The organism is Paraburkholderia bannensis (genome assembly GCF_014200455.1).
Taxonomy (GTDB): domain Bacteria; phylum Pseudomonadota; class Gammaproteobacteria; order Burkholderiales; family Burkholderiaceae; genus Paraburkholderia; species Paraburkholderia bannensis_A.
In genome coordinates, this window is the sequence record NZ_JACHBW010000028.1 from 39,224 (window position 1) to 51,830 (window position 12,607).

Sequence of the window (12,607 nt, forward strand, 5' to 3'; positions counted from 1 at the left end):
GGGTTCATTCCGTCGGGGTGGCGCGGCCGAAATCGGCATCGGACGCGATCGTGTTGACAAGGCGGCCGAGGCCGTCGATTTCGCAAATCACTTCGTCGCCGGCATTCACGTTGACGACGCCTTCGGGCGTGCCGGTGAGGATCACGTCGCCGGGCGCGAGCGTCATGAAGCCGCTCAGATATTCGATCAGTTCCGCGATGCCGGTGACCAGATCGCGCGTATTGCCGTGCTGCCTGAGTTCGCCGTTCACGAGCGTGCGCAGATCGAGCGCGTTGACGTCGGCGATATCGGCGCCGTCGACGAACCAGGGCCCCAGCACCGTGCCGCCGTCGCGGTTCTTCACGCGCAGGTTCGGCCGGTAGTAGTTTTCCAGGTAGTCGCGGATCGCGTAGTCGTTCGCGATCGTGTAGCCCGCGACGTACTGCATGGCGTCCTCGCGCTTCACATTCTGCGCCTGGCGGCCTATCACAACCGCCAGTTCGCACTCGTAGTGCATGAAGGTGACATCGGCTGGGCGGCGCGTGTAGCCGCGATGGCCGATCACGCTGCCCGGGCCCTTGAGGAAGACCAGCGGCTCTTCCTGTTTGTTGAATTGCAGTTCTTTCGCGTGTTCGGCGTAGTTCAGGCCGAGGGCAAAGATCGTGCCGGGTTCGAACGGCGCGAGCCAGACCACTTCGTGTTCCTCGCGCACGCGGCCATCGGCCAGGCGCACGCGCCCGGCATCATGCGGATACGCTTCGTGAATCGCGCCCGCGTAGGCAACGCGTCCTCGCATCATGCTGTGGCTCCTTGCGCGGTGTGAGGCGCGATGAATTCGACGGCGAGCGATTGCCAGCCTTCGATCGAGATCGTTGCGCGCGCACCTTCATGCGCGACGGGCGAGCCGTGCCGCACGCCCGTGGTGATGACGTCGCCGGGTGAGAGCGTCATGAAATCGGTGATGTCCGCGATCAGTTGCGCGACCTTGCGCACGTTCGTGGCGGTATTCGCGGAAAAAGGCGCCGCGCCTTCGATATCGACATGGATGGCGAGATTGTCGGCATCGGCAACATGCTTGCGCGCGAGCACCGTCGGGCCGATCACGCAGAAGCTGTCGCGCGCCCGAAAGCGCACGGACGGGCGATAGACGCTGTCGTGCGGCACACTCAGATCCGCAACCAGCGTATAGCCCGCGATGTAGTCGAGCGCCACGCGCGCCGCGACGCGCGTGGCGGTGCGCCCGATCACGACGCCCAGCGACGCGCCGACCTGCAAGCCTTGCGCGCCCGGCACGACCACACGTGCGCCGTGGCCCGCAAGCGTGTTGCGCGGCTTCAGATAGAGAATGGGCGCGCGCGGGGGCGCCTTATAGGGCGGCGCATTGACGGCGTCGCCGAGCGCTTCGAGCGCGTGGCGGTCGTTGAGCAGCGTGCCGTACACAGCGCCAGAGACCGGCGCGCGGCAGCGTGCGCCGCCCGCAAGCAGCGCGCGGGCCTGCGCCGCGCTGACGTCGCGTGGCAGGGCTTCACCTTCCAGATGCAGCAGATGATCGTCTACGGAAAACATGGCGTGGGTCGCTTTCCCGGAAAACACTAATATGTGAGTGATTCTGCGCTTGCTATGATCCAGCGTCAACCATCGACGTCGCTTTCGCGGGTTTCCCCTGGGCTTTGGGCAATCCGCCGCGGCGTCCTGAACCAGGCCATCATGTCCGATTCCTCACGCACCTCCACGCGCGTTGCGCACCGCAACCTGCCCATGCTGCTCCTGCGGGCGCGCGAAAAGATGATGGAGCGCTTCCGTCCGCTCATCACCGCGCATGGGCTCACGGAACAGCAGTGGCGCGTGATTCGAGCGCTGAATGAAAGCGGTCCGCTGGAGCCGCGCCAGATTTCCGATCTGTGCACGATTTCGAGCCCGAGCATGGCGGGCGTGCTCGCGCGCATGGAGGCGCTGGGCCTCGTGACCAAGGAGCGTTTCGCCGACGACCAGCGGCGCGTGCTGGTGACGCTCACGAAGAAGAGCCATCAACTGGTGAAGGCGATCACGAAGGAACTGGAAACGCGCTATCAGGCGCTGGAACAGGAGGTGGGGACGGAAGTGGTGGAGCGGGTCTATCGCGCCATCGACGACCTGCTCGCCGGGCTCGAATGAGTGTGCCGCCCGGCGCGCGCCGCGCGAGACGGCGCTTGCAAATGGGCGAAAGGTGAGGATTTACGGGAGAGTGCGCGGTTAGGCGCGCGTTCAGCCCAGCGCGTCGAACGCGTTGTCGAGTTCGTTCGCCGAGGTGGGCCGCACGATGCGCGCGACTTCCGTGCCGTCGCGCAGAAAAATGAGCGTGGGCCACAGCTTCACGCGAAACGAGCGGCCGAGTGCGCGGCCCGGGCCGTCTTCCACCTTGATGCGGCGCACGCCGGGATGCTTGGCGAACGCATCGCCAATCAGCGGTTGCGCGCCCTGGCAGTAGCCGCACCAATCGGTGCCGAACTCCAGTACGGCGTGACCGTGCAGCGCGTCGATCTCCTTGCGGGCCGGGGCCTGGGTGGCATAGCTCATCGCGATTCCTTCGGTGTCAGGACATCTTCATACGATAACGCAAGCGGCGCGAATGCGCTTCAGCCCGCTTCAACCCGCTTCGCGCGTGGCGAGCGTCACCGTCGATTCGATGCGCTCGACCAGCCAACCCTCGCTGCCGTGTTCGGCGACGATGGCGTCGATCTGCGCAAGCAGCGCATCGAGCCGCTCGCCCAGCCGTTCGCGCGACAGACTCGACATCGACAGCGGGCGCGCTTTCAGTTGCCCGGTGCTCACGCGCCGGTATTCGATCACCGAAATGCGCTCGATGGCGCTGAACGCCGAGCGCGCCAGTACGTCGGTATGGCTCTCCCATTGCTCCGAGCGCCGCAGCGCGCGGGTGGGATCGCTGTTTGCGTAGCTGTCGAGCAGATTGCGATATTGCGCCGCCCACGGGCGTTGCGGATCGTCCAGTTGCGCGGTGTTGAAGAGCGCGACCGCGCCGCCTTCGGCGATTAACTGATCGAGGCGCGCGAGCGTATCCACGCGATCCATCCAGTGAAACGCGCGGCCGATCACAGCGAGATGAAACACGCCGAGGTCGGGCGAGAGGTCGTATGAGCTGCCCTTGCGATAGTCGATATTGGGCGCGAGGCCTGCGCCCAGTTGGGCTGCTGCTTCGAGCATCGCCGGTTCCGGGTCGATGGCGGTGGCGCCGGCCACCCAGCTGGCGAAGGCGAGCGAAAGCTGGCCCGGGCCGCAGCCGAGATCGAGCAGGCGCTGCGTGCCGTCCAGGCCCACGCGCTGTGCGACGCGCCGGATCAGCGCGGGCGAATAGGCGGGCCGGCCGATCAGGTAATGCGGCGCGGCGTGGTGAAAACGGTCGGCGACGAAGGGCGTGATCTGGCTCATGGCGGGGGGCGGGGCATTCGGCGAATCAGGGACTCGCACAGTCTGGAGACGCGCGGCGGCGGCGTCAAGAAGGCTTGAGGTGAGGGTTTTCGGGAGTGAGGGGCGTGGCGGACGCGGGCGCACCTTTGGGCATCGGCATGGCGATGTTCGTGCGGCCCGATCGCTGCAACAGACCGTAAAACACGCGTTGAAATGAATCTTCCCGACTCCTGCGCCGATGCCGTGCGATGGCCGCGATCGCACGGCAATCCGCATTCGCGATTCAAAGGTGAGCGTTTGCGGGGGGCGGATTAAGTGCGTCGCAAGAGGCGCGAAAGTATCGATGATTAAGCCGTCACGATTTGTGTAAACGGAAAAAACGCTTGTTTTTCAGGCATTTTATTCTTCGTCGACATGAACAAAGTCAAGCGCTGGCAGCGCGCGATCCTGCGCTCGGAGGGCAAAGGTGAGAAGATTCGGGAGTGGTCGGGAGGCCATTGGACGGCCGCCTGCGATGGGTATATAACAGCAGTGCGGGATTCTTTTTACGAAGCTTTCTACGAAGCTCTAGCGAGGGGAAACCATTCATCATGACGAGCGACGATACGCAAAAGCATGACGCTCAAGCGCCGGGCGCGAGTGTTCCACAACCCGTGTCCCAATCCGATCTGGACAATCTGAATGCCGCGCTCTCGCATGTCGACGAAGGCGTGAAGAGCGGCAACATCGCTGCGGGCGCGGCCAAGGGCCTGGTGTTCAGCCTGATCGAAACGCTGGGCGCGCTGGTGGGCGACCCCGACTTGCCCGAACACGCGCGTTCCGGCTATGAAGGCTTGCTCGAAGCCGCGCGTGAACTGCGCGTGAAGCTCGAGCGTTGATCCAGAGCCAGCGCTCCAGGGCTTCAGGGCGACGCGCTTCAGCTAAATTCACGCATCGCCTTGAAGCGTCTGCGCGAGCAAGGCGTCGGCCAGCCCGTGCGGGGCTTCGCCGATGCGCAACTCTGGCGTCTCATGCCAGTCGGCGCAACGTTGCAGCGCGCGCCGCACGTCGCTCACCAGCCGGCCGCTGATACGCACGCCCGGCTCCAGATGCAGTGCCTTCACTTCGAATACCCGCTGGGCGCGATGTGCTTTCGCATCCACGCGTCCAATCAATTTCCCGCGATTCAAGATCGGTAGTGCGAAGTAACCGTATTTGCGCTTGTGCGCGGGCGTATAACACTCGATCGCATAGTCGAAGCCGAATAGCGTCACCGCGCGCTTGCGGTCCCATACCACCGGATCGAACGGCGAAAGCAGCGTCGTGACCGTCGAGGCGAGCGTGCCATTGGCGGCGGCATCGATGAGCGGTGCATGATCGCGATGCACGAAGGCATCGGGCTTCCAGCCCGCCACGCGTACGGGAATGAGCTCGCCCGCATCGGCGAGCGCATGCAGGGCTTGCGCGTAAGGGCGACGCGGCAGCCGGTAGTAGTCGGCGGCCCAATCCGCGCGCAGCACGCCCAGCGCAAGGGCGGTGCGCAGCAGCAGCGTACGTTCGGCCTCGGCGCGCGTGGGCAGGTCGCGCGCATCGTTCCAGTTGGGCAGCACGCGCTCGGCCACGTCGTAGACGCGCTGGAAGTTGTGCCGCTGCGCCACCATCAGCGCGCCGGTCGCGAACAGCACTTCCAGATGACGTTTTTCGGGCTTCCAGTCCCACCAGCCGCCGCCTTTGTCGCCATCGGCGCGCGCGAAATCGGACGAACGCACGGGTCCGTTCTCGCGGATGCTTTGCAGTAGCGCGTCGATTTCGCGGCGATGCCTTGCGTGCCATTCGGCGGCGTATTTCCAGCCCATGCCTGACGGGTCCAGCATGCGATGGCGCAGCAGTCCGTAATCCTCGATCGGCACGAAACAGGCTTCGTGCGACCAATATTCGAACAGATGCCCAGCGGCGAGATGCGCGTCGAGCCAACGCATGTCGTACGCGCCCAGGCGGCTGAACAGCACGAAATAAGGACTGCGAGCGACCACATGAATGGTGTCGATCTGCAGTTGCGCCATGCGGCGTATCGCGTTCAGCACATCGTCGGACGTGGCCTTGCGGCGCGGCGGCGCGAGCAAGCCTTGCGCGGCCAGATGCAGCGTGCGCGCCGCGGCGAGCGGCAACGTCACGCAGCTTGCGGCGCTCGACGCGCAAGGACTCGCGTCGTTGTCTTCGAGCGCCGCGTCGTCACGCATGCAGGCCCGCCATCGAGGCCACCGGCGTCACGGCCTGTCCGGCGCCGGAGGGCATCGCGCCCAGCAACTGGTGGATCTGCGCGACCACGGCGGCACCTTCGCCCACGGCGGCCGCAACGCGTTTGGTCGAGCCCGCGCGCGCGTCGCCGATCGCGTAGACGCCTGCCACCGATGTCGCGAGGCTGCACGACGCATCGTTCGCGCCGGTCAGCACGAAGCCGTTCGCATCGAGCGCCACGCCGCATTCGCGCAGCCAGCTGGTGTTCGGGTCCGCGCCGGTGAAGAGGAATAGATGGCGCGCGTCGAAATGGTCGATGCCTTCGGGGCAGGGCGACTTGAGCCGGATCGCGGCGAGCCCGGCTGCGTCCTCGTCGAGGCCGCCGATCTCGCTGCGCGGATGCACGTTCACATTCGGCAGCGAGGCGATGCGGTCGATCAGATAGCGCGACATCGTCGATTCGAAGCCGGCCTTGCGGATCAGCACATCGATCTGACGCGCCTGAGTAGACAGATAGACGATTGCCTGCCCGGCGGAATTGCCGCCCCCCACCAGCACGACGTTTTCATGCTTGCAGAGCTTCGCTTCGACCGGCGAAGCCCAGTAATAGACGCCGCGCCCCGTATAGCGGTCGAGTCCCGCGATGCTGGGCCGCCGATAGATCGCGCCGCTCGCGATCACGACAGTGTGCGCGCGCACGTCGCCGCTACAGGTTTCGAGGCGGCGCGGATGCTCGTTGCAATGAAGCTTTTTCACCGAGACCGGAATCGCCACATGCGCGCCGAACTTCTGCGCCTGCACGAACGCGCGGCCCGCGAGCGCCTGGCCGGAGATGCCGGTCGGAAAGCCCAGGTAATTTTCGATGCGCGAACTGGCGCCCGCCTGGCCGCCCGGCGCACGCGAGTCGAGCACGATCACCGAGAGGCCTTCGGAAGCCGCATAAACGGCGGTGGCGAGGCCCGCCGGCCCCGCGCCCACGACCGCCACGTCATAGACGCGCTCGCCGTTGAGCTCGGGCAGCAGTCCCAGACAGGTGGCGAGTTCCGGTGCGGACGGATGGCGCAACACGCTGCCGTCCGGGCAGATCACGAGCGGCAGATCTTCGCAGCGCGCCGCGAAGCGCTCGATCACGCAGAGCATGCTTTCATCGCGTTCGTCGAGCACCGAATACGGATGGCCGTTGCGCGTGAGGAAGCCTTGCAGCGAGAGCAGCGCGGGATCGTTGTGCTTGCCGACGAGGATCGGGCCGCCCGCGCCTTTCTCGATCAGCGAGACGCGGCGCAGGATCAGCGCGCGCACGATGCGCTCTCCAAGTTCGGCTTCGGCGACGATGGCTGCGCGCAGCTGCTCGGGTGGAATCAGGATGGCGTCGACGGGTTCGAGCGCCAGGCCGTCGACCAGCGCCGGGCCGCCCGAAAGCTGGCCGACTTCGGCGAGGAAATGACCGCGCCCATGTTCGACGATCAGGCGCTCGCGGCCCAGGCCGTCGCGCTGGAATACCTTCACGGAGCCCGCGAGCAGCACGAACATGCCGGGGCCGGTTTCGCCGGTATGGAACAGCAGTTCGCCTGGCTCCCAATGACGGCGCTCGCCGAAGCGCGCGAGGCGCGCGATCTCGTCATCGGTGAGTTCGGGGAACATCTGGTGCCGCCGCGTGGAGAGCGTCGAGAACGGCGCTTCGGCGGGCTGCGGCTGGGTGTCGGAAAGCGTGGATTGCGGCGAAGACGATGCCTCGTAGCGAGGCGGCTCAGTGGCAATGGAGCCCATCAGGCGATTCTCCTCATGCGCGCGGCGGCCCGGGTCTGGTCTTGCGTTTGCCCCTGCGGCCGCGCGGAATCAGACAGCTTTCGGCGTGATGTTGACTGGCACTTCGGGATGCTGGGTCATCACCAGCGATTCGAGCGCACGCCCGGAATCGCGCCAGGCGTCCAGGCCGCCAAGCAGCGGCACCACGTCGACGAAACCGGCCTCGACAAGCTTCTTCGCCATCCAGGCCGCGGAAATTTCATTGGGGCACGAGCAGTAGATCACCAGCTTCTGCTCGGGCGGATACTTCGTGAGAATCTCGTCGAGCTTGCGCTCGTCGGCGAACAACGCGCCCGGAATGATGAACGGATCGAGCTTGCGCTTTTCCTCCGAGCGGATGTCGAACACCACTGGCGGCGGCTTGTTGGCCATCGCGCGGAAGAGATCGTCCACCGTGATGCGCGCGTTCGCGAGCTTCTTGATGAGCTGGCGGCGGCGCTGCCAGCGATAGGTCGCGTAGAGCAGCAGCAGAACGGCGACCACCACCGCGGCAAAGCGGCCAAGGCGGCTCGCGCCCGCGAGCATCATGTCGATCTGCGGCGCAAACAGCACGCCGATCAGCAGACCGGTGCCCGACCACAGCGCCGCGCCGATCCCGTCGAAACCGACGAACTGGCGATAAGGCGTGCCCATTGCGCCGGCCAGCGGCACCGAAACCAGCGAGAGACCCGGCACGAACTTGGCGACCGCGAGCACGCGCACGCCCCAGCGGCCAAAAAACCGTTCGGTTTTCTTCACGCAGGTGTCGCGCGAGAGCGAGAGCTTGCAGAGCGTCTTGAGCGTATTGCCGCCGTAGAGCCGGCCGGCCATGAACCAGACACTGTCGCCGATCAGCATGGCGAGCACGGACAGGCCGAGCACCGGCGCGACCTGCTGGCCGATCGAACCCGGATGCATGGCGGCCATTGCGCCGAACAGCACGAGCGCGGGCATGGCGGGCACCGGCAGGCCCAGTGCGCCGGCAAGCACGTTGAGAAACACGAGCGCAGGGCCGTACTGCGCGATGAGGTCATGTAGCATCGGCTTACTTCCTGCCTTGGAGCGCCGCACGGGCAGCGCAGATTTGAAGAATAACGTAACGATTATGGACGCATTTCGAAGGCGTGCAAGCGAGGCTGCGAGCGCCCTGGAACGCGAGTTGGGGAGCATACGCGCAATGCGGAATCGATGCGCTTAAGCCCCGGCGCGTTCGATGCCCGCCAGACAGCTAAAACACAAGTGGGCGAGCATGCACGACACGCGCGGCACGCGTATGAAACGGCGCGCGGCACCGTATGAATGAGGCATCGCGCAACTCAGGAAGTACTGAAGAAAAAACCAGCAGAACAACAAGCGTGGAAGCGCACGAAGACACCGTGACGGCGCCTTCGTGCAGACGGCCCGCACGGTCGGCAGGCGCGTGGTAAAGCCGCGTTCGACCCCGATGCGGACTTTAGCGGGTGTGCGATTCCCCAGGTAGCTCGGCGCCTTGAGCGCGGATGGCGGCGATCAGCTCCGCGGGCGTGATTTCATAACGCACTTCGCGGTGGATACCTGGCTTGCGCTCGTCGATTTCAATCAGCAGCAGGCTCTTGCCGTCGGCCGAAGATTCGAGGCGCAATGAACGCGTTTCGCGGCCGGTAGCGTCGTCATGCTCGGTGAGCAGGGTCATGGTTCCGGAAGCCCCGGTCGTGCGCATTGATGTTGTCCTCGTAGGTGGTCGAGCCAATTGTACGGGGTCGGCCGCGCGGCGTCTCAGTGCTGTGAGCGCGGGCGCACATACCGCGCGCGCCGCCTGACCCGGCCAATCAGTTTAACGCGAGTCAACGTTTGCACGAGCATTTTTGCGCGCCCTGCAACGGTGCACCGAACTTGTTGCATTGCCTCAGGCTTTGTCATGGGCGTGACGCAAAGGGTGCTTAATACGCTCGCTCAGGTGGCGAAGCGTTGTCCTGGCGCTATCGGCCTCCCGTAGATCCTCACCATTCATGCGGGGGGCCGCAAAGAAAAAACGGCTCACCCGGTAGAGGCCGGGCGAGCCGTCGAAACGCCGTTGTTACTCGGATCAGACGCTCACGGAGTGAGCGCCTGACGCTTCTGATATTGCGGGCTGCAATGCCTGCTGTCGAGATGGGACAAATGCCGATCTGTCTGCTTAAATGCAGCACGCAAAATGATTACGACGGCATTACGGCGCTTTCTTGTGGCCGTTCGCGATTAAACCTCGGCTTCCTCTTGAGCGTGCTGGCTGCGCGTCGTTCGCGCAACCGGGCGCTTCGCCGGGCTCTTGCGCACGCTCGCATCCGCGCCCGCGACCGTGAAGAGGCGCACCGCTTCGTCCAGCACATCGGCCTGCTCGGCCAGACGCTGCGCCGTGGCGGCGGCCTGTTCGACCAGCGCCGCGTTCTGCTGGGTGGCGCTGTCCAGATGGGCGACCGCCTGATTGACCTGGCGGATGCCCTCGGCCTGCTCGCCGCTCGCGTTGGCGACTTCGACGATGATCGACGAGACGCGGCTCACGGCCTGGTCGATGGCGCGCATCTGCGCGGTCGTGAGCTCCACCAGTTCGGTGCCCTGGGCGATTTCGTGCACGCTGGCGTCGACCACCTGCTTGATCTCCTTCGCCGATGCCGCGCAGCGCTGCGCGAGCATGCGCACCTCGCCCGCCACCACGGCGAACGAGCGGCCCGCCTCGCCCGCACGCGCGGCTTCGACGGCGGCGTTGAGCGCGAGGATGTTGGTCTGGAAAGCGATGCCGTCGATCACGCCGGTGATATCGGAGATGCGCTTCGAGGCGTCGGTGATACCCACCATCGTGCGCTCCATGCGGCCCGCGATCGAGCCGCCCTGGGCCGCGGCATCCTGCGCCTCGCGCGCCAGATCGAGCGCGCGCGTGCTGGCTTCCGCGTTGGCCTGCACGGTGGTGGTGAGTTGATCCATGGTGGCCGCCGTCTCTTCGAGCGAGGCGGCCTGCAATTCGGTGCGACGTGACAGATCGAGATTGCCCGTCGAGATTTCGTGCGCGGCGTTGAGCATGCCGTCGATCTGCGAGCGCACGTCGTAGACGATGGCCGTGAGATTGGCCTGCAACTGATTGAGCGCCTGCAGCACGTCACCGAGATCGTCCTTCGACGCGATCGCAAGCGTGGCGGTCAGATCGCCTGCGGCCATGCGCGTGGACGCCGCCGACATTTGCGCGAGCGGCGCGCCGAGATGACGCGTGGACAAACGCCAGGCCGCGACGCTGCATACGGCGGCCGCGCCGAACGCACACCAGAACGGCGTGGGCGGCAGACCCTGCCACGCCCCGAAACCCGCCGCCGCCAGTGCGGCAGGCACCAGCGCATAGCCGATGCCGATACGCGTGGCGATCGGCAAACGCATGAGCGCCTTGATCGAGCCGATCAAGCCGGTGCGCGTGAGATCGCCCTGTTGCAGACGCACGCCGCGCAAGCGGCCCTCGCGCATCTGCGCATAGAGCTGCTCGGCCTCGCGCACTTCTTCGCGACTGGGTTTCACGCGCACGCTCAGATAACCGACGACGGTGCCCTGCTGGGACACGGGCGTCACGTTCGCGCGCACCCAGTAGTGATCGCCGGACTTGCGGCGGTTCTTCACGAGCGCAGTCCAGGGCCGGCCCGAACCGATCGTCGCCCACATGTCGGCGAAGGCTTCGGACGGCATGTCGGGATGGCGGATGATGTTGTGCGCTTTGCCGATCAGTTCGTCCTTGGTGAAACCGGAGACGGCGACAAAGGCGGGATTGCAATACTGAATGCGGCCCTTGAGATCGGTGGCCGAAACGAGCATCTGTGAAGCAGGATAGTCGAACTCCTGCTGCGTGACGGGTTGGTTGTTGCGCATAGGATTCCTTGCAGATCGGCCGGTCATGGCCCGACAACATGCCAGGATTAACGGCATTTCCCCCACGATCTTTAGGGCCTTTGTCTGCAATAGATCTTTAATTCGGGACGCATCGGTTGGGGGCTGCAGCGGAATCGCTTGCGGTGTCAAGGCAATGGCGGGGATGTGCGCGGGCTATGCGGATGCTTGACCCGGTTTCTGTGGATCAACCCGCCACTCAGTCCTTCGCCGTCCCCGACGCCGTCCCAGCCTCAATCCGTCACCCCGGCCGGACTCAACATCAGGATTGCGCTCACACCGTCACTGGCGTCGATCGTCGATGCCGCGCACTGGTTCATGGTGATATCGAACTCGCCGTTCTTGAGGTGAATCGTGGCGCTGCCATGCGGATGGAACGTCAGATTGGTCACGAAACTCAGGTCCGTCTGCGCACTCGCGACGCGCGTGAGCATCAGTGCATCCACGAAGATCGAGCCAATCGGCTTTTGCACTAGGGGGCGCTTTTGCTGATCGATCGACTCGGGCTGTGCGCTCTGTACGGTTGCAAGTTGTTCCATTGTCTGACTCCTTTTTGCTGGCCAATCCAGCGATGTCGTCATGAATATTGCGCGCACCTTGCGCCATTCAAAATAGAAGGAATACGAAATTATTCTGTCGACGGGTTCCCCTGCCGATGCGGTTCGCGTCATGAACCTATCCACGCATAGGCGACGATCAGAAGAGTCACGATGATGACGAGATCAACTGACGCCACGAAGCGTGTGGATCGACGGTTCATGCGGCGCCAGATACTGCGGGCAAGCATGACCGGAAGATCGTCGCAGAAGACGAACACGGGATCCAAAACCCTGAGAACGATGGCAATGAGCATGACTGGCTGTCCTTTACCGATGCGCTGCTCAGCCTGGCGCAAGCAAAGCGACGACAGCAAGCAGCGCCATCGCCAGCGCGACAATTGCGACGCCGCTGATGCGTAGAACGGCGCGTCGCCGTGCGATCACGGGATCAGGCGAAGGGGCAAACAGGATCACGACGCCGGCTAGCACGACGATTGAAACGAGGATTGCGCGGAATAAAACGGGGTAGGCCACGATGCGGCTCCTGATAGAAGTACCGGAGTCACATCTTAAAAATTCACGCCACTGGGGCCAATCAGACAAGTTCGATTGCGCTGACGAGACACGGGCTGCACTTCGTCGTCAGGTTCGCGCTAATGGTGAGTCATGCGAAATAAATAAGCAGGTTTTGTAGCGTTTAAAGGCTTTGCGCATCAATTGGCGAGCGCCTTTAGTCAGACAAATAAGTCCCGTTAAATTACGATATCAAATCAATTAACTTACATTTTTATTAAGTCATA

General features: G+C 64.4%; 14 protein-coding genes. 2 read left to right on the forward strand and 12 right to left on the reverse strand.

All coding sequences use genetic code 11. From position 1 onward, the window contains the following. Positions 1-4: 4 nt before the first annotated feature. The gene (locus F4827_RS31520; protein ID WP_183731877.1) at positions 5-778 is read right to left on the reverse strand and encodes a fumarylacetoacetate hydrolase family protein; all 774 of its coding nucleotides are present in this window, start codon (positions 776-778) and stop codon (positions 5-7) included. Beyond that, the gene (locus F4827_RS31525) at positions 775-1,545 is read right to left on the reverse strand and encodes a fumarylacetoacetate hydrolase family protein (protein WP_183731880.1); all 771 of its coding nucleotides are present in this window, start codon (positions 1,543-1,545) and stop codon (positions 775-777) included. The genes F4827_RS31520 and F4827_RS31525 overlap by 4 nt, the downstream gene beginning before the upstream one ends. Before the next feature lie 192 nt (positions 1,546-1,737). Here F4827_RS31525 and hpaR point away from each other — a divergent pair, with 192 nt between their 5' ends. Next, the gene (gene hpaR, locus F4827_RS31530; protein ID WP_183731962.1) at positions 1,738-2,133 is read left to right on the forward strand and encodes a homoprotocatechuate degradation operon regulator HpaR; all 396 of its coding nucleotides are present in this window, start codon (positions 1,738-1,740) and stop codon (positions 2,131-2,133) included. 90 nt (positions 2,134-2,223) lie between these two features. On the opposite strand, the gene F4827_RS31535 is transcribed toward hpaR, so the two are convergent. Next, entirely contained in the window at positions 2,224-2,535 is a 312-nt protein-coding gene (locus tag F4827_RS31535; protein ID WP_183731883.1) for a thioredoxin family protein, read from the reverse strand. 69 nt (positions 2,536-2,604) lie between these two features. Then, positions 2,605-3,405, reverse strand: a complete 801-nt coding sequence (locus tag F4827_RS31540; protein WP_183731887.1) for a class I SAM-dependent methyltransferase — start codon at positions 3,403-3,405, stop codon at positions 2,605-2,607. A 569-nt stretch (positions 3,406-3,974) separates the two neighbouring features. Between F4827_RS31540 and F4827_RS31545 the strand changes: the two genes are divergently transcribed. Continuing rightward, the gene (locus F4827_RS31545; protein WP_260175497.1) at positions 3,975-4,262 is read left to right on the forward strand and encodes a hypothetical protein; all 288 of its coding nucleotides are present in this window, start codon (positions 3,975-3,977) and stop codon (positions 4,260-4,262) included. 48 nt (positions 4,263-4,310) lie between these two features. Here F4827_RS31545 and F4827_RS31550 read toward each other — a convergent pair whose 3' ends face one another. From F4827_RS31550 to F4827_RS31585, 8 genes are all read right to left on the reverse strand, one after another. Continuing rightward, positions 4,311-5,603, reverse strand: coding sequence for a winged helix-turn-helix domain-containing protein (locus tag F4827_RS31550; protein WP_183731890.1), 1,293 nt, complete (start codon positions 5,601-5,603; stop codon positions 4,311-4,313). Continuing rightward, positions 5,596-7,368, reverse strand: a complete 1,773-nt coding sequence (locus F4827_RS31555) for an FAD-dependent oxidoreductase (protein WP_183731893.1) — start codon at positions 7,366-7,368, stop codon at positions 5,596-5,598. The genes F4827_RS31550 and F4827_RS31555 overlap by 8 nt, the downstream gene beginning before the upstream one ends. A gap of 69 nt (positions 7,369-7,437) precedes the next feature. Then, on the reverse strand, positions 7,438-8,427 hold the full coding sequence (locus F4827_RS31560) for a DedA family protein/thiosulfate sulfurtransferase GlpE (RefSeq protein ID WP_183731896.1): 990 nt from the start codon (positions 8,425-8,427) through the stop codon (positions 7,438-7,440). A gap of 412 nt (positions 8,428-8,839) precedes the next feature. After that, positions 8,840-9,085 carry a hypothetical protein gene (locus tag F4827_RS31565; protein WP_183731899.1) on the reverse strand — a complete coding sequence of 82 codons (246 nt, stop codon included), beginning with the start codon at positions 9,083-9,085 and terminating at the stop codon, positions 8,840-8,842. 518 nt (positions 9,086-9,603) lie between these two features. Next, complete coding sequence (locus tag F4827_RS31570; protein WP_183731902.1) at positions 9,604-11,250, reverse strand: methyl-accepting chemotaxis protein; 1,647 nt, start codon at positions 11,248-11,250, stop codon at positions 9,604-9,606. A gap of 251 nt (positions 11,251-11,501) precedes the next feature. Further along, complete coding sequence (locus F4827_RS31575; RefSeq protein ID WP_183731905.1) at positions 11,502-11,807, reverse strand: hypothetical protein; 306 nt, start codon at positions 11,805-11,807, stop codon at positions 11,502-11,504. A gap of 128 nt (positions 11,808-11,935) precedes the next feature. Then, positions 11,936-12,121 carry a hypothetical protein gene (locus F4827_RS31580; RefSeq protein WP_183731908.1) on the reverse strand — a complete coding sequence of 62 codons (186 nt, stop codon included), beginning with the start codon at positions 12,119-12,121 and terminating at the stop codon, positions 11,936-11,938. A 28-nt stretch (positions 12,122-12,149) separates the two neighbouring features. After that, positions 12,150-12,341, reverse strand: a complete 192-nt coding sequence (locus F4827_RS31585) for a hypothetical protein (protein ID WP_183731911.1) — start codon at positions 12,339-12,341, stop codon at positions 12,150-12,152. Positions 12,342-12,607 lie beyond the last annotated feature (266 nt).